At 66.5% G+C, this 21,013-nt stretch carries 16 protein-coding genes; 13 read left to right on the forward strand and 3 right to left on the reverse strand.

Going from position 1 to position 21,013, the window contains the following annotated elements:
• Nucleotides 1–34 precede the first annotated feature (34 nt).
• The 13 genes from HRU76_12410 to HRU76_12470 all read left to right on the forward strand — a co-directional run bounded on the left by HRU76_12410 (nt 35) and on the right by HRU76_12470 (nt 15,541).
• Nucleotides 35–1,243 (forward strand): phosphoglycerate kinase, encoded by a 1,209-nt coding sequence (locus tag HRU76_12410; protein ID QOJ18340.1) that lies wholly within the window; start codon nt 35–37, stop codon nt 1,241–1,243.
• A 199-nt stretch (nt 1,244–1,442) separates the two neighbouring features.
• Nucleotides 1,443–2,504, forward strand: a complete 1,062-nt coding sequence (locus tag HRU76_12415; GenBank protein QOJ18341.1) for a TlpA family protein disulfide reductase — start codon at nt 1,443–1,445, stop codon at nt 2,502–2,504.
• 90 nt (nt 2,505–2,594) lie between these two features.
• Entirely contained in the window at nt 2,595–3,299 is a 705-nt protein-coding gene (rpe, locus tag HRU76_12420) for a ribulose-phosphate 3-epimerase (GenBank protein QOJ18342.1), read from the forward strand.
• Nucleotides 3,300–3,343: 44 nt separating this feature from the next.
• Nucleotides 3,344–4,228 (forward strand): acetyl-CoA carboxylase carboxyltransferase subunit beta, encoded by an 885-nt coding sequence (locus HRU76_12425; GenBank protein QOJ18343.1) that lies wholly within the window; start codon nt 3,344–3,346, stop codon nt 4,226–4,228.
• The gene (gene lnt, locus HRU76_12430; GenBank protein QOJ18344.1) at nt 4,225–5,949 is read left to right on the forward strand and encodes an apolipoprotein N-acyltransferase; all 1,725 of its coding nucleotides are present in this window, start codon (nt 4,225–4,227) and stop codon (nt 5,947–5,949) included. Before HRU76_12425 ends, lnt begins: the two co-directional genes overlap by 4 nt.
• Nucleotides 5,927–6,994, forward strand: coding sequence for a HEAT repeat domain-containing protein (locus tag HRU76_12435; protein QOJ18345.1), 1,068 nt, complete (start codon nt 5,927–5,929; stop codon nt 6,992–6,994). The genes lnt and HRU76_12435 overlap by 23 nt, the downstream gene beginning before the upstream one ends.
• 260 nt (nt 6,995–7,254) lie before the next feature.
• Nucleotides 7,255–8,136, forward strand: a complete 882-nt coding sequence (locus tag HRU76_12440; protein QOJ18346.1) for a hypothetical protein — start codon at nt 7,255–7,257, stop codon at nt 8,134–8,136.
• Nucleotides 8,137–8,182: 46 nt separating this feature from the next.
• The gene (locus tag HRU76_12445) at nt 8,183–8,368 is read left to right on the forward strand and encodes a hypothetical protein (GenBank protein ID QOJ18347.1); all 186 of its coding nucleotides are present in this window, start codon (nt 8,183–8,185) and stop codon (nt 8,366–8,368) included.
• A 250-nt stretch (nt 8,369–8,618) separates the two neighbouring features.
• Nucleotides 8,619–9,671, forward strand: coding sequence for a rod shape-determining protein (locus HRU76_12450; GenBank protein ID QOJ18348.1), 1,053 nt, complete (start codon nt 8,619–8,621; stop codon nt 9,669–9,671).
• Nucleotides 9,672–9,734: 63 nt separating this feature from the next.
• Complete coding sequence (locus HRU76_12455; protein QOJ18349.1) at nt 9,735–10,613, forward strand: hypothetical protein; 879 nt, start codon at nt 9,735–9,737, stop codon at nt 10,611–10,613.
• Nucleotides 10,610–11,170 carry a rod shape-determining protein MreD gene (gene mreD / locus HRU76_12460; protein ID QOJ18350.1) on the forward strand — a complete coding sequence of 187 codons (561 nt, stop codon included), beginning with the start codon at nt 10,610–10,612 and terminating at the stop codon, nt 11,168–11,170. Before HRU76_12455 ends, mreD begins: the two co-directional genes overlap by 4 nt.
• Before the next feature lie 30 nt (nt 11,171–11,200).
• A complete protein-coding gene (locus tag HRU76_12465) occupies nt 11,201–12,673 on the forward strand; it encodes a 4Fe-4S dicluster domain-containing protein (protein ID QOJ18351.1) in 1,473 nt (490 codons plus the stop codon).
• A 60-nt stretch (nt 12,674–12,733) separates the two neighbouring features.
• Nucleotides 12,734–15,541: a molybdopterin-dependent oxidoreductase gene (locus tag HRU76_12470; protein ID QOJ18352.1), complete on the forward strand. Its 2,808-nt coding sequence runs from the start codon at nt 12,734–12,736 to the stop codon at nt 15,539–15,541.
• Here HRU76_12470 and HRU76_12475 read toward each other — a convergent pair.
• The 3 genes from HRU76_12475 to HRU76_12485 form a co-directional block, all read right to left on the reverse strand.
• A complete protein-coding gene (locus HRU76_12475; GenBank protein QOJ18353.1) occupies nt 15,495–18,170 on the reverse strand; it encodes a PAS domain-containing protein in 2,676 nt (891 codons plus the stop codon). The genes HRU76_12470 and HRU76_12475 overlap by 47 nt on opposite strands.
• Nucleotides 18,171–18,225: 55 nt before the next feature.
• Nucleotides 18,226–19,755 carry an isocitrate dehydrogenase (NADP(+)) gene (icd, locus tag HRU76_12480; GenBank protein QOJ18354.1) on the reverse strand — a complete coding sequence of 510 codons (1,530 nt, stop codon included), beginning with the start codon at nt 19,753–19,755 and terminating at the stop codon, nt 18,226–18,228.
• A gap of 169 nt (nt 19,756–19,924) precedes the next feature.
• Nucleotides 19,925–20,848 carry a hypothetical protein gene (locus tag HRU76_12485; GenBank protein ID QOJ18355.1) on the reverse strand — a complete coding sequence of 308 codons (924 nt, stop codon included), beginning with the start codon at nt 20,846–20,848 and terminating at the stop codon, nt 19,925–19,927.
• Between the last annotated feature and the right edge of the window lie 165 nt (nt 20,849–21,013).

Here is a 21,013-nt window from a genome sequence, read left to right on the forward strand (position 1 = left end):
GGTTTGCCGCTCATCCGAAGGAAGACCCAGCGTCATGGCCAAGAAGACGATCGATCAGGTGGATGTCAAGTCGAAGCGCGTGCTGATGCGCGTGGACTTCAACGTGCCGCTGGACGACTCCGGGGCGATCACGGATGACCGGCGCATCGTCGCCGCGCTGCCCAGCATCCGGTCAGTCATTGAGCGCGGCGGGCGCCTGGTGCTGATGAGCCACCTGGGCCGGCCCGAGGGCAAGGGCTTCGAATCCGAATATTCGCTCAAGCCCGTGGCCGAGCGCCTCAGGCAGTTGCTGCCCGGCGTCAAGGTGTCGATCACCGACAAGTCACCCACCGGCGACGGTCCGCGGGCGATGGTGGAGGCGATGCAGGACGGCGAGATCGTGCTGCTGGAGAACCTGCGCTTCAACGGCGCCGAGGAGCGGAACGACAAGAACTTTGCCGCCGCTCTGGCCCGCTACGGCGACATCTACTGCAACGACGCCTTCGGCACCGCGCACCGGGATCACGCCTCGATGGTCGGCGTGCCCCAGGCAATGGCGGGCAAGCCGCGCGTGGCGGGGTTTCTGCTGCGGGATGAAATCAAGTTCCTCTCGGGGGTCCTGGAGAAGCCGGCCAAGCCGTTCATCGCCGTGCTGGGCGGCGCCAAGGTGTCGGACAAGATCGGCGTCATCAGGAACCTGATGGGCAAGGTGGACGCCATTCTGGTGGGTGGAGCCATGGTGTACTCCTTCCTCAAGGCCCTCGACAAGAACGTGGGGTCCAGCAAGGCCCAGTTGGGCATGCTGACGGACGTGAAGGCGATGATCGACATGGCTGCGGCCAGCCACACCGACCTGGTGCTGCCGTCGGATCACGTCTGCGGCAAGGAGATCACCAGGCACACGCCGATCCGGGTGTTCGAGGACGCCATCGAAGACGGGTGGATGGGTCTGGATATCGGACCAAAGACCGTCGCGGCGTATGGAGCGCGGCTGTCAGGGGCCAAGACGATCATCTGGAACGGTCCGATGGGCGTGTTTGAAACTCCTCCGTTCGACGCCGGCACCCGCGGCGTAGCGGAAGCCATCGCCAAGGCCACCAAAGCGGGGGCGACCTCGATCATCGGCGGGGGAGACTCGGCGGCGGCCGTGGAGGCCTTCGGAATGGAATCGCAGTTCACGCACGTCTCGACGGGTGGGGGGGCCAGTCTGCAAATGCTCGAAGGGAAGCCGTTTACGAGTGTCGGGCTGCTGGACGAGGCGTGACCGTGAGGTACGCTTGGTGGGCGCCAACCAGATCGGTCGGCGGTGTCCGTGGTCAGACTTCGCCAATCGTGATTTTCTTGCAATTCGCGGGAACAATCGGGAGAATCGGGCGTTGACGAGAAAGGGCGGGCCCATGTCTCATCCCGCCTCGAGTTCATCCAAGGCGCACCATCCTGGTGCCATTCGGAAGGAGCCGGTCATGAAGGTTCGAACGATGTGTGCGGCGATCATGGCCCTCGCGGTGAGCGGGGCGTCGGTCGCTCAGGGCATTGGCTTTGGCGCCAATGACAAACTGACGGTCGGCAAGCAGGCGCCCAAGCTGACCATCCAGGAGTGGGTGAAGGGCGAGAAGGTCGAGTCGTTCCAGTCGGGCCACGCCTACGTGGTCGAGTTCTGGGCCACCTGGTGCGCTCCGTGCCGTCGCGCCATTCCGCACCTGACGGAACTGCAGAAGAAGTACAAGGGCAAGATGACGTTCATCGGCGTCAGCAACGAGGACGCCAGCGTGGTCAAGCCCTTCGTCGCCGAGATGGGTGACAAGATGGGCTACACCGTCGCGGTGGATCAGTCGCAGACCACGTCCCGCGAGTGGATGCAGGCCGCCGGCCAGAACGGCATTCCCTGCGCGTTCATCGTGGATGGCGCGGGCAAGATCGTCTGGATCGGCAACCCCCACGACAACGAGTTCGACAAGATCGTCGGCAAGGTGGCCGGTGGACGCTTCGACCCCGTGCTCGAAGCCAAGGCCAAGCCCCTGCTGGAGCAGGTGGACTACTCGCTCCGCATGGAGGACTGGCGCGTCTGCGAGAAGTACCTCGATCAGGTCATCGCCATGGACGCGCGGATCTTCAATCATGTGGCGATGCGCAAGTTCCGCATCCTGCTGCTGAACAAGAAGAACCTGGATGATGCGGTGGCGTTTGCCTCCGGGCCGTTCATGTCGATGTACGCCGACGACGCCGAGACGCTCGTCGCGCTGTCCAACGACATCCTGACCAACCCGGAGATCATCAAATCCGGTCACGACCAGGCCGTGCTGAAGGCCTTGGCGCTCGATCTGGCCTCCGAGGCCGTGGACAGCACTCGCGGGCAGGACGCGGCGGCTCTGAACGCCAAGGCGCTCGCCCTGTACCACAACGGCAAGGTCGCCGAGGCCGTCGAGACGCAGAAGAAGGCCTTCTTCATCGCGCCTCCGGAACTGAAGGCCGAGTACAAGCGCTCGCTGGAGATGTATCAGCAGGGCGCCCGGCTGGGTCGCTGACGCTCGATCCTCAATCCGATGAACTCAAGCGCGGCGCCGCCAATCGGCGCCGCGTTTCCTTTTGTGCTCACGCCCCTATCGTCAGGTCTCATGGCTGCTCCGCGCAACCTGCTGACCGAACCGCCAGGGCGTCCGCTGATCGCGCCGTCGATCCTGTCAGCCGACTTTGCGCGACTGGGTGCGGAGTGCCAGGCCGTGCTCGACGCGGGAGCGGATCTGCTGCATCTGGACGTGATGGACGGGCACTTCGTCCCCAATCTCACCATGGGCCCGGCTCTGTGCGCCTCGCTGCGCAAGGCCCTGCCGGGGGCGTTTCTCGACGTGCATCTGATGGTCACCGACCCGGCGCTGTTCGTCGCACCGTTCCGGGACGCCGGGGCCGACCACCTGACGTTTCACGCGGAAGTGGTGTCCGATCCGGTCGCCCTGGCGGACGCCATTCACCGGCACGGCATGACTGCGGGGCTGGCCATCAATCCCGGCACGCCGATCGACCCGCTGAAGCCGGTTCTGCCGGCGTTTGACCTGGTGCTGGTGATGAGCGTCAATCCGGGGTTCTCCGGTCAGTCATTCATCGCCGACGTGCTGGCCAAGACGCGCGTCGCGGCGCAGCTTGCGCGAGCGGATCAGCGTGTCGAGATGGATGGCGGAATCGGGCCCGCCACCGCCCCCGCGGTGCTGGAGGCCGGCTGCGACGTGCTGGTGGCGGCGACGGCCATCTTCCGAGCGCCGGACTACCGACAAGCCATTGCCGATCTGCGCGGGGCGGGCCTATCGTCCCCGCGACCCGGTTGATGCAGGATCGCGGCGCATCCTCGCCGCAGGACGAGTGACCACGCATGACGAGAGCCACCGGTAGAACATGGGCGGACGCTCCCGACTCGCCCGGCGACCCGGCGCCCGGCGAGCCCGGGCTCTCGGCGACGGCCAAGAAGGCGGTGCCCGAGGGCGTATGGATCCGTTGTGAGGCGTGTTCCGCCATGCTGTTCCGCAAGGCGGTCGAGAACAACCTGTGGGTCTGCCCGGACTGTCAGCATCATTTCCGCATCTCCGCGTCGCAGCGCGTGAGTCAGTTGTGCGACCCCGGCAGTTTCGAGCCATTTGACGAAAACATGATCGCGGCCGACCCGTTGGAGTTCGTTGACCTCAAGCCCTACACCGGACGCATCGAAACCGAGCGCCGCAAGACAGGGCGGCCCGAGGCGGTCATCACCGGGCAGGGTTTCATCAAGGGGCGCAAGGTGGTGCTGGGCGCACTCGATCTGACGTTCATGATGGGGTCCATGGGTTCGGTGGTGGGGGAGAAGCTGGCGCGAGCCATCGAAAACGCCGCCGAGACGAATCTGCCGCTCATCATTGTCAGTTGCTCGGGCGGGGCGCGCATGCAGGAATCAGGCCTGTCGCTGATGCAGATGGCCAAGACCTCCGCGGCGCTCGCCATGCTGGATGACCATGGCGGCCTGTTTATCTCGGTGCTGACCGATCCCACCACGGGCGGTGTGACGGCGAGCTTCGCCATGCTGGGCGATGTGATTCTGGCCGAGCCCAAGGCGCTGATCGGCTTCGCCGGTCCGCGCGTGATTCAGCAGACCATCCGTCAGGAACTGCCGCCCGGCTTCCAGCGGTCGGAGTTCCTGCTCAACTGCGGCTTCATCGATCGGGTGGTCCCGCGCGGCAAGCTGCGGGATGAGATCGCCCGCATCATCGACTTTGCGGGCAAATGATCCCGGCAGGCGCACACGGATGCGGCGGCGTACGGGGAGCCATTGCCTCGCTGGCGTGGGCGGGCGCGGGGGCGCTGTGCTTCATGGCGGCCTTTCCGCCAATCGATCTGTGGCCGCTGGTGGCCGCTGTACCGGCCATGCTGGTGCTGGGAGCCAGGCGGTCCGGGGGCGGATGGCGGGGGTTTCTGGCCATCTTCGTGACGCAGTGGCCCATGTGGTTCTGGATGCACCGCTGGCTGGTGGACGTGACACCGATCGGATGGCCCCTGCTGGCGGTGTTCATGGCCTTCTGGCCCGCGCTGACCGCCGCGCTGGTGGTGCGGCTGGAGCGATCCGGGCGTCTTTCGAACTGGCCGCTGGCGTGGCTGATTCCGCCGATCTGGGTGGGATTGGAGTATTTCCGCAGCGACGTGTTCATGGATGGCTACCCCTGGTTTCAGGTGGGGCATCCGCTGATCGGCTGGCTGCCGCTTGCGCAATCGGCGGACCTGCTGGGCACGTCGCTGCTGTCGCTGCTCGTCGCCATGTTCAGCGGCGCGCTGCTGGATGGTTGGCGGTTGATGTCGCGTGGTGAGGCGACGTCGCGCCGGCAACCGTGGTGCATACTTGCACTGGTCATCACGGCTCTGCTGCTCGCTCTCAACCTCGGCTACGGGTGGTGGCGCCTCAACCAGACCATCTCGATGCGGCCGGGACCGGTGGTGCTGGCGATTCAGACCAACCTGCCGCAGAGCAACAAGCGGGCCTGGACCTTCGAGGAGCAGTTGGAGGACATGCCGCGATACGCCCGGCAGACCATCGAGGCGCGGCAGGGTATCGAGGGGCCGGTGGACCTGGTGGTGTGGCCCGAGACCATGGCGCCAGGGTTCGGCTTCGAGCCACAGGTGATGACGATGCAGAAGGAGCGGGGCTTTCTGCCCGGCGAACTCTGGCACCAGCTCTTTCTCGAAGTGCGCGAAACGGTCGGCGCGCCGATTCTGGTGGGCAGCCCCTGCCGCATCGGTCTGGGCGTGGACGAGTCGAGCGGAAGGCCCGTCTACACCTGGGAGGCGGCCTACAACTCGGCGTACCTGATGCAGGGCGACATGCCCTATCAACGGTACGACAAGATCTTCCTGACGCCCTTCGGCGAAACCATGCCCTACATCTCGCATTGGGACTGGCTGGAGCGGCAACTGCTGGCGCTGGGGGCCGCCGGCATGCGGTTTGACTTGGACGCGGGCGAACGCCCGGTTCGCCTGCGGCTGGCCACCGACGCGGGAGAAGTGCGGCTGGCGACTCCCATCTGCTTCGAGGACACCGTGGCCAGGGTGGTGCGCCGCCTGGTGTGGGAGGACGGTCGCAAACAGGCGGACCTGCTGGTGAACCTCAGCAATGACGGTTGGTTCGGCGATCATGATCCCGGGCGGCGGCAGCATGTGCAGGCGGCCCGTTTCAGGAGCATCGAGAACCGCCTTCCGATGATCCGCTGTGCCAACACGGGGCTGTCGGTGGCGATTGACTCGACGGGAAAAATCATCGGTGTGGTTGAGACGGGCCGAAACACCCTCATGCGCGCTCCCGGGCATCTGGTCGTCCGCACGACGCTGGATGAACGAAAGACCCTGTACGGACGGATCGGCAACGTACTGCCGACCCTCTGTCTGGCGGCGACCGTGGGACTCTGGTGGCTGGGGCGTCGAGGCAAGGAGACGGATCATGCATCGAATGCTGTGCGGTAGCACGTGGGTGGCGACGCTGGTGCTGGCGAGCGGCTGCGGCGGTGAGCGAACCACCTCAGGCGGTGCGTGGAGCACCAAGAGCACCGGCGCCTCGGCACGCGCCGTTGAGGGCGGGTCGAATCTCGGCGTCATCGCCGTCTCCGGGCAGAACCTCGAAGACGCGGCGATCGGCCTGCTGGAGCGCGCCGCGGAGTCCGATTCCCCCCTGCTGCGGGCCAATGCCATCGAGGGGCTCCATCCCATGCCGCAACTGGCCGAGTCGTACGCCCGCGCAGGCCTGGTGAACGACAACCGCGGCGTCCGCTTCGTGGCCGCCATGACCATCGGGCGGTTGCAATTGAGGGACTCGGCCCGGCTTGTCGAACCGCTGCTGCACGATCCGTCGGATTCCGTGCGGGCCGCGGCCATCTACGCGCTGCGGCGCTGCGGGCAGCGGGTGGACCTCAACCCGCTGGCGGGCTTTCTGGCCAGTCGTGATCCCGAAGTCCGGGCCAACGCCGCCCTGGTGCTGGGCGAACTGGGTGAGCCGTCCGCAGCCCCGATGCTGGAGCAGTCGCTCGGGCGCGGCTCGGAGATGCTCAGTCCGGCGCAGGTTCGCGTGGTTGAGCTGCAGATTGCCGAGGCGCTGCTGAAACTGGGTCGAACCGAGCCGATTCACGCGGTGCGCGCCGCGCTGTTCTACCCGCCGGAGTTCAGCGAATCCACCGCGCTTGCCTGCCTGGTGCTGGGGCGAGTGAACGATCGCGGATCTGTGGCGTCGCTGCAGCGGCTGATCGAGGCGGACGGAGCCGAGCGTCGTCCGGCGGAGGTCCGGCTTGCCGCCGCGATGGCGCTGGCGTCGATGGGACAACTGGTGCCTGATTCGGTGGTGACACCCTACATCAGTCATGGCATTGGGGCCATTCGTTCGCAGGCGGCCCATGTGCTGGGAGCCATTCGAACGGAAGGGGCGCTGGCATCGTTGCAGCGTCTGATGAATGACGCCGATCCGATGGTGCAAGTGTCTGCGGCAGCGTCAGTTATACGAATGACGCGCGGCGGGTGAGGGCTGAAATGACCCCGGTTGCCTCGGGAACGGAGTATCGGAGTTTGACGGAATCCGGGTGGAACCGTGTCGCCGGTATTGACACCCAGTCCGATCCCGTGTAAATAGGTGTTCTGCCCGCGACTTCGGCGAGTGCGGGCCGAGCGGTGGTTGTGCCACCGGCGGCTCAAGCCCCGCGTGGGGCCTGCCGTTGCAATGGAGACGCGCCCGGCGGGGCGGCCGCCCGCTGATTTTCGTTCCTCGACGCAAGGATCCAACCCGTGCACGTTCTGACCAAGATCTTCGTCGTTCTCGTCGCACTCCTGTCGGTGATGATTGTTCCGCTGGTGGTCGTCTACGCGAAGAACGAGGCGAGCTACAAGGCGCGCTACGTGAAGGCGGAAGACGCCAGGGCCGCCGCGGTCACCGCCCTCAACAGCGCCAACGCCAGCTACGGAGCGCAGATCGGCGGGCTCAACGGCACCATCGACACGCTCAAGACGCAGGCGGCCAACGCCGAGCGCTCCGCCCGCGAGAAGGACGCGGAGATCCTGCGTCTGCAGGCCGAACTGGCCGACGCCAAGGCGCTGCACGCCCAGATCAACTCCAAGATCTCGATTATCTCCTCCACGCTGGAGTCGGGCCAGAACCTGATCCAGCACCTGGTGGACGAGGCCGGCAAGCTCCGCACCCAGGCGCTGGCGGCCGAGCGTCAGAACGCCGAACTGATGGCGCAACTGCGCGAGACCGACCGCAACCTCGAAGTGGCCGAGGCCGCCGTGCGCTCCCTGCGCGAGGAAGTGCAGCGACTGAGTGAGGCCCGCGGCGCGGCGCTGGATCTGGTGGCCCGCTACGAGATCGCCTTCGGCAAGCTGGAGGACTCGGGCCTGGCTCCGACCGTGCCGATCGACCGCAACGTGACCGCCAACGTCATCGACGTGCGCCGATCCGAGGGGCTGGTGCTCGCCGAGATCGACGCCGGTCAGCGCGACGGCATCAAGGAGGGCTGGGTGCTCATCATCGGCGACGGGCACGGCGGATACGTCGGCCGGCTGCACATCATCAACGTGGATATCAACCGGGCCACCGGCATCGTGCAGGACGTGGCGGGCAACCCCGTCCTCGCCAGCGTCGGTCACCGCGCCTTCGCCCGTCGCGACTGAACCTTCCCGTCCATGCGACCGTGACTTGATCGAAAGGAATACAGACATGGCTCAGTACGGCGGCGGACAGGTGAGGCGGCGGGGCGGCGACTTGGACGTGTACACCGGGCTTCTGCTCGTGGCCACGGTCGTCCTGGCCGTGGGTGTGACCATTCTCGCCCTGACCAACATGGATCACTCGGCGGATGGCTCCACCCCGGGCGGAGTCCTGACCCTCGTGGACAACCGGTGATCGATCCGGCATCGACCTGACCGGGGTCGGTCGGAAAAACGTGATGGATTCATCGGGCGTCGGTTCTCAGGAACCGACGCCCGCTTTATGATTCGGGCGCCGGTGCGCCGCACGGGTCGCGGATGACCCTGCCACCGGCGGCAATGGAGTGCGCGACGCGTCACGGGAATCGCTGTGGACTGGCCGTCGATTGGTTGACAGCCCCTCCCGGCTTGGTCCATGCTGCGTCGATTCTCGAAGGGAGTTGGGCGTGTTCCTCGATTCGCTCCTTGGCTGGTTCAGCGTGGATATGGGCATCGACCTCGGCACGTGCAACACCCTGGTGTGCGTGCGCGGGGAGGGAATCGTGCTCAACGAACCCTCGGTGGTGGCGGTGCGCCGCGGCACCAACAAGGTGCTCAACAATGGCAACGCCGTCGGCTGGGCCGCCAAGGAGATGCTCGGCAAGACCCCCGGCAGCATCAGCGCCATCAGACCGCTCAAGGACGGCGTGATCAGCGACTTCGAGATCACCGAGGCGATGCTGTCCTACTTCATTCGCAAGGTGAACGGGCGCGGCCGGCTCTTCGGCCCGCGCGTGGTCATTTCGATTCCATCCGGCATCACCGCGGTGGAGAAGCGCGCCGTGCTGGACAGCGCCGAACGCGCCGGGGCCCGGCGCGTCTATCTGGTCGAGGAGCCGATGGCCGCGGGCATCGGCGCAGGGCTGCCGATCGTGGAGCCGACCGCGAGCATGATCGTCGATATCGGCGGCGGCACCACCGAGGTCGCCATCATGTCCCTGGGTGACATCGCGCAGTGCGAGAGCGTGCGCGTGGCCGGCGACGACATGGACGAGGCCATCATCAAGTACATGAAGGCCACGTACAACCTCACGGTCGGCGAGCAGACCGCCGAGCGCATCAAGATCGAGATCGGCTCGGCGGCTCCGGTGGGTGAGCCCATGACCATGGATGTGCGCGGGCGCGACATGATCGCCGGGCTGCCTCGCAAGACGGTGGTGACGAGCGACGAGATCCGCGAAGCCCTGCAGGAGCCGGTGCAATCCATCATCGAGGCGGTGCTGCGCACGCTGGAGCGGGCCGAGCCGGAGCTGGCCGCTGACCTGGTGGAGAACGGCATCACCCTGGCGGGGGGCGGCGCGCTGCTGCGCGGGATCGACGTGGTCATCTCCAACGCCACCGGGCTGGATGTGCGCATCGCCGACGACCCGCTCACCTGCGTGGCCCGCGGCACGGCGATCTATCTCGAGAATCTCGAAGAATGGAAGGCGACGATGGAGTCGGACCTTGATGAGGTCTGATGAGCGCCTTCATCGTCCCTCGCAGCGGCTGAACGGGCAGGAAGGCGACCAGTGACGAGACGTATGTCGCGCCCATTCATGTGGTATCTCGGCGCGCTGGCGGTTGCGCTTGGGTTGTCGTTTCTGCCCGTGCGTCGGCTGGGGTGGGTGACCGATCTGTCGGGCATCGTGACCGCGCCGACCGTTCCGTTCGGCGACGTGACCCGCCGCGTGGTGGTATGGCTCAAACCCGCGCCGAACCGGGGTGAATCGCCCGAAACCGCCGCACTCCAGCAGGAAATCGATCGTTTCCGCACGCTCTATCATGCCGAACGTGAGCGCGTGGAGGAACTTCGGCAGCGTATCGAGCAGTTGGAGCGCACGCGCGAGATCGATCCTGGCGTGGCGTTCGACGCGCTCACCGCGACCATCACCGGACGCAACACGCAGAGCGCGGGCGAGGTGTACGTGCTCAACCGGGGCAGCGGACGCCGGGCGCAGCGCGGCGCGGTGGTGGTGTACAACGGCTCGCACCTGGTGGGTCGGATCGAGAGCGTGACCACGCTGACGTCGCTGATGATTCCCATCACCAACCCGGCCATCGGTCCGATCGAGGGATTCGCCGCTCCCGCCGCGGGTGCTGACGCCCGCAATGTGTCGGGCGAGCGGCCTCGCACGTTTCTGACGCCGCAGAAGGACGGCACACTCACGGGGGACATCGCGCGCGACGCGGGCGTGCGCGAAGGCGACCTGATTCTGCTGGCCGATCCATCATGGCCTCGCACCGCCTGGGCGCGCATCGTGGGCACGGTGGTGTCCGTCAGGCCCCGCGACGACAGCCCCTTCCGCGACGCGCTTGTGGTTCGGCCTCGCTTCACGGCGGCCAACCTGGCGTCGGTGACGATTCTCATCGAATCGGGCGAGTCCGGCATCGTCGGAGGCAACGTGGGGGGGGCGGGATGAGGTGGTGGGTCTTCACCCTCTTCGTGTTCGCTTCGCTCGTGCTGGACATGAGCGTGCTGTCGGAACTGCGCGTGGGCGAGCTGCGACCCAGCGCCCTGGCGGTGGTGGCCCTGTTCGTGGCGCTGTGGGCCCCGAAGATGACCGCCCTGTGGGCCTGCCTCATCGTGGGAGCGGTGGTGGACCTCTCCAGCCCGATGCGACCGGCTGGCGCCGAGCCGATCCATCTGCTCGGGCCCAATGTGCTGGGGTACGCCTTCGCCTGCGCCCTGATGCTTCAGATTCGAGGGATCGTGATGCGACGTCAGGTCTTCGCCATCGCGGTGCTGGCGTGCGTGTTCCTGATCGCGGCCTCTGTGGTCGTCACGGCGATCCTGACCGTGCGATCCTGGTTCACGGCGGAGTTCGCTCAGCTGGCGCCGACCCGCGACCTGCTGCGGCGTCTCGGCTCCGCCGCCTACACCGGTGTATTGGGCCTGCCGCTCGGGTGGCTGCTCCTCAAGACGGCGGTGTGGTGGGGCTTTCAGACCGTCGCTCCGGGCCGCGCCGGCTGGCGATGATTCGTTCCTCCCGTCGGCTACACTCCCGCCATGCAGTACGGCTTCCTCATCGACCACTCGCGGTGCATCGGCTGCCACGCCTGCACCGTGGCGTGCAAGAGCGAGAACAGCGTGCCGGTGGGGAACTTCCGCACGTGGGTGAAATATACCGAGAAAGGCGTGTTTCCCGATGTGCGGCGTCACTTCGCCGTGTTGCGCTGCAACCACTGCACCAACGCGCCGTGCGTGAAGATCTGCCCCGTGAAGGCGCTCGAGAAGCGCGCGGACGGCATCGTCGATATCGACCGTGACGCCTGCATCGGCTGCCGCGCGTGCATGCAGGCGTGTCCGTACGACGCGATCTATCTGAACGAGGATCAGGGCGCGGTGGAGAAATGCCACTTCTGCGCCCATCGCGTGGAAAAGGGTCTGGAGCCGGCCTGCGCGGTGGTGTGTCCGGAGAACGCCATTATCGCCGGCGATCTGGACGACGGGGAGTCCACGATCTCGAAGTTGATCGCGGCCAATCCGACGCTTGTCCGCCGCCCCGAACAGCGGACCGGACCCAATGTTCACTATCTGGGTGCGGAGCCCGCGGCGCTCGACCCCGGCGCGGCGGAGCGTCCGGACACGTTTCTCTGGAGCGATCGACCCCAGCGCAAACCGGAGCAATGGCCGGTGTCGCTCCCCGTGCTTCCCAACGTGCGGACGGTGCTGGACACGGAGCACAAGGTGGAGTGGGGATGGGGCGTGGCGCTCTACCTGGTGACGAAGGGCGTCGCTGCGGGGGCGGCGATACTCGCGCCATTCGCGGCGGCGCTTGGACTGACCGGGTGGCGGGCGTCGTACGCGCCGGAGCTGATCGCGATGGTGTTCGTCGCGCTCACCGGGCTGCTGCTGGTGGAGGACCTGTACAAGCCCTTCGCGTTCATCCGGCTTTTCACGCGGCCCAACTGGAACTCGTGGCTGGTGAAAGGGGCGTGGATCATCAACGCGTTCGTGGGGTTGCTGGCCGCGTCGATGGCGCTGCGATGGTTCGGATTCGACCAAGCGGCGGATGGCGTGCGATGGGGGGCAGCGGTGGTGGGATTGGGTGTGGCGGGGTACACGGCCTTCCTGTTTGCGCAATGCGAGGGTCGTGACCTGTGGCAGTCAAAATGGCTGCTGCCGCATCTGCTGTTTCAGGCGCTGTTGTGCGGGGCGGCGGTGCTGCTGCCGCTCACCGATGAACCGACGAATCTCGTGGGGCTGGTGCTGGCCGGCGCGATCGGGCATTTCGTGCTCTCCACGTGGGAGACGGTGCGTTCGCATCACACCGGCAATGCCCGGCAGGCGGCGGCCTTTCTGCCGGTGGTGGCGGTCGGCCCGCTGCGGGGCTATCGCGACGGGCTGATCATCGGCGTGGGCGTGGCGGTGCTGCTGGCGCTGGTGGCGCCGGCGGCGGTCTTCGCCCCGGTGCTGGCCGGGCTGGTGCTGTACGAATACGCCTTCGTGCGGGCGGGTCAGCTGCCGCCGCTGTCGTGATGACCACTCGACCATCCGTGAGGACGACATCGACGACTCACCTCTGACAGAAGCGAATCCATGCCCGGCCTCGACCACGACCAACCCGGTTTCTTCCGCACCACGGAACTGAGCACGTTCCCGCCGCGCGAGCGGTGGGACGACTGGGCGGAGTTCGACCCCCAGCAATGGCCTAAGCGCATCGAGAAGCGCTACATGCTGGTGCCCACCACCTGCTTCAACTGCGAGGCGGCGTGCGGGCTGGTGGCGTACGTGGACAAGGAAACCCATCGCATCCGCAAGCTGGAGGGCAACCCCTTCCACCCCGGCTCGCGCGGGCGCAACTGCGCCAAGGGTCCGGCCACCGTCAATCAGATCGAGGATCCCGAGCGCATTCTCTACCCGCTCAAGCGGGTCGGGCTGCGGGGGTCAGGCCGGTTCGAGCAAACCACATGGGATGAAGTGCTTGATACCTTTGCGGCGAAGATTCGCGCCGCGCTGACCGAGGGCCGGCACAACGAGATCATGTACCATGTGGGCCGCCCGGGTCACGACGGCTACATGGACCGGGTTCTCAAGTCGTGGGGCGTGGATGGACACAACTCGCACACCAACGTCTGCTCATCTTCCGCGCGGGTGGGGTATGCCTTGTGGAGCGGGGCGGATCGGCCTTCACCCGACCACGCCAACGCCAGGTTCATCCTGCTGCTCTCCTCACACCTCGAGACGGGCCATTACTTCAACCCGCACGCGCAGCGGATCATCGAAGCCAAGAGCAAGGGTGCAAAGATCTGCGCCGTGGACATCCGTTTGTCCAACACCGCCTCGATGGCCGATTACTGGCTCGCGCCGTGGCCCGGCACCGAGGCGATGCTGCTGCTTGGCATGGCCCACGTCATCCTGCAGGAAGACCGCTACGACGCGAAGTTCCTGCGCGACTGGACCAACTGGCGCGAGTACCTGGCCGAGTACCGTCCGGGCGAATCGTCGTTCGAGGACTTCATCGCCGACCTGAAGCGGCGCTACGCCTTTGCCACGCCGGAAAAGGCGGCGGAGGAATGCGGCGTGCCGCCCGAAAAGATCATCCGCATCGCCCACGAGATCGCCACCGCCGGCAGCGCGTTCGCCTCGCACGTGTGGCGGAACGCGGCGGCGGGAAACCTCGGCGGGTGGCAGGTGTCGCGGTGCCTGCAGTTCCTCTCGGTGCTGGTGGGGGCGGTGGCCTCGCCCGGCGGCACCAACCTGAACAGCAACGACAAGTTCGTGCCCGCCCCGTTTCTGCAGCCCCCCGCGCAGAAGGTCTGGAGCGAACTGCTCTACCCGCGCGAGTACCCGCTGGCGTTTCACGAGCTGTCGATCCTGCTGCCGCACTTTCTGGCGGAGGGTCGTGGCAAACTGGCGGCGTATTTCACGCGCGTCTACAACCCGGTCTGGACCAATCCGGACGGGATGATGTGGATCAACATGCTCTGCGACGAGTCGCAGGTGGAGCTGCACGCCGCGCTCACGCCCGTGTGGAGCGAGACGGCCCAGTACGCCGACTACGTGCTGCCCATGGGGCTGGGGGCCGAGCGGCACGACCTGATGAGCCAGGAGACGCACGCGGCCAAGTGGATCTCCTTCCGTCAGCCGGTGGTGCGCGTGGCGCGCGAGCGGATGGGCGAGCGGTTCGAGCACACGCACGAGGTCAACCCCGGCCAGGTGTGGGAAGAGGACGAGTTCTGGATCGCGCTCTCCTGGCGCATCGACCCCGACGGCTCGCTGGGCATCCGCCGATACTACGAGAGCCCGTACCGGCCGGGCCAGAAGATCACCGTGGAGGAATACTACCGGTGGATCTTCGAGAACTCGGTGCCGGGGCTGCCGGAGGAGGCGAAGAAGCACAACCTCTCACCGCTCGAATACATGCGCCGTCACGGTGCATTTCTCGTCGAAAAGGATACCTGGGAGGCGCACGGTAAGACGGCGCCGGCCCGGGAGATCGCCGACGCGATACCCGATCCCGTGACTGGCGACCTCGTGAAGGGCGGCAAGCCGGTTGCTGTGGTCGTGGATGGCTCGCCGCGGGCGGGATTCAAGACGCCCTCGAAGCGTCTGGAAATCTTCTCACGTACGATGAAGGAATGGGGCTGGCCCGAGTACGCGCTGCCCGCGTATATCGAGAGCCACGTCCATCGCAGGCATCTCAATCGCGATCGGGGCGAGTTCATCCTTGTGCCCACATTCCGCCTGCCCACGCTCATTCACACGCGATCGGGCAACGCCAAGTGGCTGTATGAACTCTCCAATACCAATCCGCTGTGGATTCACCCCGACGATGCCGAGTCGCTGGGCGTGGAAACCACCGACCTCGTGCGTGTGACCACGCGCATCGGACACTACGTCAACAAGGCGTGGGTCACGGAAGGCGTGCGCCCTGGCGTGGTGGCGTGTTCGCACCACCTGGGCCGCTGGCGCGTGTTTGACGCCCCCGGACCGGGCACCGATCGCTGGGCCAGCGCCAAGGTGAAGGTCAACCATGTCGGGCCGCGGCAGGTTCGCTTCCAGCGAGTGGAGGACATCCGTCCATTCGAGTCATCCGATCCTGACTCCAGGCGCGTGTGGTGGACGGACGGCGGCGTCCACCAGAATCTGACCTTCTGCGTGCAGCCGGACCCGGTCTCGGGCATGCACTGCTGGCACCAGCGGGTGACGGTGTCAAAGGCCGCGCCGGGCGATCGGTATGGCGACGTCTTCGTGGACCTCGACAGGTCGCACGAGGCGTACCGCGAGTGGCTCTCGTTCACGCGCCCCGCGCCGGGACCGGGCGGCCTGCGTCGTCCTCTGTGGTTCCCGCGGGCCGTCAGGCCGGATGATGCGGCCTATCGATTGCCTGATCCAGAGTCGTGAGCCCGAGCTGCACGTCGGTCGCGCTGTTCGGCGGCGGCACCGTGAATCGCAGGCGATGTACGGCGCCCTCGCGCGGGTAGGTCAGTTCGACTTCCCCTCGAAGATCGGCGGTCGCCAGCCCCTTGATCAACGTGGTTCCCACACCCGCGGACGGCGTGTGCTCGATGGGCGGACCTCCCGACTCACGCCACCACAGGGTGACGAGGCGTGATTGATCCGGTTCATCCGATGTCTCGCAGATCACATTGATCCGACCGGAGGGCGACGTGAGCGCGCCGTACTTGAGACTGTTGGTGACCAGTTCATGAACGATCATGGGCAACGATTCCGTCGGCCTGGGGGGCAGCATCACGTCCGGGCCGTCCCACAGCACCGCGGCGCGATGATCCGGCGGCACGATGGAGTGAATCAGACGCCGCAGGGACACGTTCGACCCGCTGGAGCGGGAGAGCATGGAATGCATGATCGCCATGGTGCGCACGCGACCGGTGATGGTCTCGGCGAAGCGATTGACGTCGGTGGTGGAGCGACGCGTGAAGTCGATGAGCGTCACCAGTGAACTGAGGTTGTTGCGCACGCGATGATCAAGTTCGCTCAGCAGCAGCTTCACGTGGGCGTTGGTGCGGCGCAGTTCGTCCTCCGTCCGTCGGCGATCGGTGACGTCGTGGGCGACGCCCACCACGCCCGCGATGCCGCCCGTCCCGTCGCGCAGCGGTTCGAGCCGGGTGTGAAAGACCCGGCCGGACCAGTGATGCTCGTCCGCGGAGCCGTGCCCGGCGAGCGCCGCAAGATGGCGATCCACCATGTGCGCCGCGCCGGCGGTGCCCGCGAAATACTCCACCGCTGACGTGCCCACCAGCTGGTTGGGAGAGATGCCGAGCGACGCCAGTCCTGCTCCCGTGTTGGACGTGAACCGCAGGTCGATGTCTGTCGTCCACATGACCGCCGGAACCTGGTTGACCAGCAGACGCAGTCGCGCCTCGCGGTCACGGAGCCGGTCCTCGGCCTCCTGGCGTTCGGTGACGTCGATGATGAATCCTTCAATGGCCTCGATGCCGCCGTTCGGAGACGCCACGGCCTGACCCTGCTCCCACACCCACCGGACGGACCCCCGCGAGTCACGCACGCGGTAGACCAGCTGGAACGGCTGCTGCTCGCGGATCGCCTCCTGCACGTCGTCCCAGACGTTGCCGCGGTCGTCGGGGTGGATGACGTCACGCCCGTAGCTGACGCGGCCGTCGATGAAGTCCGTCGGAGAGTAGCCAAGCAGCTCCTGGCATCCATCGCTCATGAAGTCCACCGGCCAGTCCGGTTCGTTGCGGCAGCGGTAGGCGATGCCCGGCAGGTTGCCCAGCAGGGTGTCAATCATGCGCTCCCGCTCGCGCAGCGAACGTTCGGCCTCCTTGCGGCCGGTGATGTCGATCATGACGCCGTGCCAGCGCTCAAAGCCATCGGGTCGCCGCGTCGGTTGAGCCAGGGATCGCACCCACCGGGGTGAGCCGTCCTCGTGGATGAAGCGCATCTCCACGTCAAGTTTCTCGCCCGTCTCGGTGCTGCGATCGGCGGCGACCTTCAGGGCCCGACGGTCGTCCGGATGGAGAAAGTCAAAGATGACGTCGTACCGCTGGCGCACCGCGGCGGCGCGAGATGGTCCGATGATCTCCTCCAGCCCCGGACCGAGGTAGATGAGTCGGCGCGGCTCCCCCGCGCGGTAGTCGTACATGAACACCGCGCCGGGAATATGCTCGGCGATGGCGCGCAGATGTTCGGTGCTCTCACGCTGCGCGTCCTCGGCGCGACGACGCTCCGTGATGTCGATGAACACGCCGCACAACCGTGTCGGCTTGCCGCCGTCGAACATCACCGTGGACAGGTCGCGCATCCACAGCACCCGACCGTCCTGGGCGATCATGCGGTACTCGAAGTCGTGATCCAGCCCCTCGTCCGTGCGAGCCCGTGCGAAGGTGATGGCCGCCTCGCGGTCGTCGGGGTGCAGGCGCGACGCCCAGAAGCCCGGCTGCCGCCACTCATCCGGCGAGAAGCCCAGCACTTCCGACGCGTTGGGGCTCACCCAGGTGAAACGGCGGGTTGCGCGATCGTACTCCCAGCCGATCACGCGCGTGCGGCGCACCAGGTCGAGATAGCGCCGCTCGTGCCGCTCCGTCTCGGACTGCGCCGACTTGTAGTCGGTGATGTCAATGCCCACTCCGGCCAGCCGCGTGACGACGCCGTCACTGTTCCGCCGCGTCACCTGGGCCCGATCGAGCATCCACCTCCACGAGCCATCGCGGGCGCGAACGCGGTATTCCAGCTCCACCGTGTGCACGCCCCCGCGGGCGTGAACCAGGTCGTCCAATCGACGCCGGGCGGCTGCCAGATCGTCGGGATGCACCAGGGCGGCCCAGGCATCACTGGTGGATTCAACCTCGTTGGGTTGATAGCCGAGGGCGGATGGAAGCGATGTCCTGAACACGACGCCCGATGACAGGTCCAGCTCCCAGCCGCAGACGTTGCTTTCCGCCAGCGTGCCGGCGATCCGCTCATAGAGGCATTCGATCGGGTCCGACGATCGATTGTCCGCGACATGGTCGGCCGCGACATGCGGGAGATTCGACGGCGTGGTCGTCATCGGCCCGATTATACGAGCGTCCGAAGCCGATCGCGCCGTCAAGCCGGCGATCCTCTCACACTCGCACCGCCGCCTTCTCCGAGGCCATGTGCCGGATCACCGCGTCGCCGAACTCACTGCACTTCACCTTGGTCGCCTGCCCGCCCTCGGCGACGATGAGCCGGTGGAAGTCGTACGTCACGGTGCGGGCGGTGATGGCCCCCTCCAGCCCGCGGATGATCAGGTCGGCGGCCTCGGTCCAGCCCATGTAGCGCAGCATCATCTCGCCGGAGAGGATGACCGAGCCGGGGTTCACCTGGTCAAGATTGGCGTACTTGGGCGCGGTGCCGTGCGTGGCCTCGAAGATGGCGTGGCCGGTGATGTAGTTGATGTTGGCCCCCGGCGCGATGCCGATGCCGCCCACCTGGGCCGCCAGGGCATCGCTGAGATAGTCGCCGTTGAGGTTGAGCGTGGCGATCACGTCGAAGTCTTTCGCCCGCGTCAGCACCTGCTGCAGCGTGATATCGGCGATCGAATCCTTGATGAGCAGCATCTTCTTCCACTTGCCCTCGCCGTGCGTGGACCAGAGGGCCAGCGCCGCCTCCACCTCGGCGCACACCTTCTTCCGCTGGTCGGGCGTCATCATGTCGTAGCCGGGGTCGATGAGCCGGGCGTTCTGCTCCACCGACAGCGACGCGTCCGCCTCCTTGTTACCGAGGATCCAGCTTTCGCGCTCGGTCACGACGTGGGAGCGGAAGAACCGCGTCGCCACCTGGTAGCCCCAGTCGCGGAAGGCGCCTTCGGTGAACTTCATGATGTTGCCCTTATGCACCAGCGTCACGCTGCGGCGCTTGTGCTTCAGGGCGTAGCCGATGGCGCTGTGCACCAGCCGCTCGGTGCCCAGGTATGACACGGGCTTGAAGCCCACGCCGACGAAGCCGAACGTCGAATCCGAGGCGAGCGGCGGCTTGCCCGCGTCACGCCCGGGCGCGCCGATGCCTTCGAGCGCGGCTTGCCAGTCCGCCGCCGCCTTGGCGGCGCCGAAACGCACCTTGCCGAACTCCTTGGGGAAGTTCTGACTGAGGAACTCCAGCACCTTCCGGGCCTCGGGCGTGCCCGCGGCGTACTCGATGCCGGCGTAGATGTCCTCGGTGTTCTCGCGGAAGATCACCATGTCCACGTCGCCCGGCTTCTTGACCGGGCTGGGAACGCCGTTGAACCACCGCACCGGGCGCAGGCACACATACAGGTCGAGCAGCTGCCGCAGGGCCACGTTGAGCGAGCGGATGCCGCCCCCCACGGGCGTGGTCAGCGGGCCTTTGATGCCCACCAGGTGGGTGCGGAAGGCGTCCAGCGTTTCGTCCGGCAGCCAGGCCTTGGTCTCGCCCAGGGTGTCCTTGAACCTGTTGAAGGACTTCTCACCGGCGTAGACCTCCTTCCAGTGAATCTTGCGCTTGCCGCCATACGCCTTCTCAACCGCCGCGTCGAACACCCGCACGCTGGCCCGCCAGATGTCCGGCCCGGTTCCGTCGCCCTCGATGAAAGGGATGATGGGCTGATCGGGCACCTGAAGCCCGGCGGGGGTCATGCGGATCGACTCGGCCATGTGAGGTCTCCGTGGGAACAGCGGCGTGTGACACGATCGGGGCGGGAGTATAGGGACTGGCGTGGGGGGCTGTCAGCCGATAGCCGACAGTCGTCGGCCCAAAAAACAACCGACCCGGCGAACCGGGTCGGCTGAGAATCGCAAAGCGATTGCGAGAGAAGATGCGCGATCAGGCGCGGCGACGACGACGGGCCGCGAGGCCGGCGATGCCGAGCAGGGCCAAAGCGCCCGGAGCGGGAACGCCAGTGCCTTCGATGATGAAGGGCATGGCCTGCTGCGTCGTGCCATCCAGCGCGGGGTTGTACGGGCCGCCAGCGAGACTCTGGAGGCCGTTGCCCAGAACCAGCTGGTTCGGATCGCTCACCGGGGGCTGCCACGGGCCGGAGGCCAGTGAGCCGCTGAACGCCCAGTCGAGGTAGTACGTGCCGGCACCAAGGTTCAGGTTCAGGTTGATGTCCACGAACATGATCGGGCGCGCCGTATCCAGCGGGGCGGTCGCGGTGGTCCGGTAGATGCCGCTCCAGCCGGTGGCCGACATCACGTTGGTGGTGGTGTCGCCGAACACGATGTTGCTCTGGCCGGGAACGCCGTCCCAGACGCGCAGCGTCACGCCGGTGATGGTGGAGACGGTGGTCGAGCCGGTCTGATAGGTGAACAGGCGAATGCTGTTGATGTTCCAGCCGCCGGCGCCGACGGTGAAGTCATCGGCCATGCGGTTGTTCAGCGACTGCTGAGCGCCGAAGCCGAAGATCGTACCGCCCGGTCCGATGGCGCTGCGATGCGCGCCGTTGAAGCCGCCGCCCGGATGGGTGATCAGCGGACCATTGTCCCACAGAACGCCGCCCGCCAGCGCCGGCGAGGCGAAGAGCAGGGTGGCACCGAGTGCGAGAAGATTCTTCCTCATGATGCGTGCTTCCTCCATCGAGTGTGTTCGTCCCGCGCCGACCGGCAACGCACCTGTTGGCACGAGCAGCCATTCCCCGGAACACGCAAAGTGGCGTAGAGATGAGTCCCCTCTCTTTGCGTGTCCGGAGCATACCGCGCTCGTGCAGGAAAGGAACACCAAATCTGCCGGATTGTCCAAGAAAACCACGCCTCGGCTGCTGTGAGGGGATTGCCGGAGAGTCACGGCGTCCCCCAGGTTACCCATTTTCGCGCGGGGAGATGTGCTGGTGATCGACAGTCCGACCCACCCTCGGTTCCGTGGAACGCGGCTCCCGGAGCCGTTCAGGATGGCCTGCAACGCACCATGAAAAAC

Source organism: Phycisphaeraceae bacterium, assembly GCA_015709595.1.
GTDB lineage: Bacteria > Planctomycetota > Phycisphaerae > Phycisphaerales > SM1A02 > CAADGA01.

What these genes read in the sequence shown, in the direction of transcription:
- mreD (QOJ18350.1), top strand. Translation starts at nt 10,610, where the DNA reads ATGAGGTGGTGGGTCTTCACCCTCTTCGTGTTCGCTTCGCTCGTGCTG.
- HRU76_12475 (QOJ18353.1), bottom strand. Translation starts at nt 18,170, where the DNA reads ATGACGACCACGCCGTCGAATCTCCCGCATGTCGCGGCCGACCATGTC.
- HRU76_12410 (QOJ18340.1), top strand. Translation starts at nt 35, where the DNA reads ATGGCCAAGAAGACGATCGATCAGGTGGATGTCAAGTCGAAGCGCGTG.
- rpe (QOJ18342.1), top strand. Translation starts at nt 2,595, where the DNA reads ATGGCTGCTCCGCGCAACCTGCTGACCGAACCGCCAGGGCGTCCGCTG.
- icd (QOJ18354.1), bottom strand. Translation starts at nt 19,755, where the DNA reads ATGGCCGAGTCGATCCGCATGACCCCCGCCGGGCTTCAGGTGCCCGAT.
- HRU76_12435 (QOJ18345.1), top strand. Translation starts at nt 5,927, where the DNA reads ATGCATCGAATGCTGTGCGGTAGCACGTGGGTGGCGACGCTGGTGCTG.
- HRU76_12415 (QOJ18341.1), top strand. Translation starts at nt 1,443, where the DNA reads ATGAAGGTTCGAACGATGTGTGCGGCGATCATGGCCCTCGCGGTGAGC.
- lnt (QOJ18344.1), top strand. Translation starts at nt 4,225, where the DNA reads ATGATCCCGGCAGGCGCACACGGATGCGGCGGCGTACGGGGAGCCATT.
- HRU76_12470 (QOJ18352.1), top strand. Translation starts at nt 12,734, where the DNA reads ATGCCCGGCCTCGACCACGACCAACCCGGTTTCTTCCGCACCACGGAA.
- HRU76_12455 (QOJ18349.1), top strand. Translation starts at nt 9,735, where the DNA reads ATGTCGCGCCCATTCATGTGGTATCTCGGCGCGCTGGCGGTTGCGCTT.
- HRU76_12465 (QOJ18351.1), top strand. Translation starts at nt 11,201, where the DNA reads ATGCAGTACGGCTTCCTCATCGACCACTCGCGGTGCATCGGCTGCCAC.
- HRU76_12425 (QOJ18343.1), top strand. Translation starts at nt 3,344, where the DNA reads ATGACGAGAGCCACCGGTAGAACATGGGCGGACGCTCCCGACTCGCCC.
- HRU76_12445 (QOJ18347.1), top strand. Translation starts at nt 8,183, where the DNA reads ATGGCTCAGTACGGCGGCGGACAGGTGAGGCGGCGGGGCGGCGACTTG.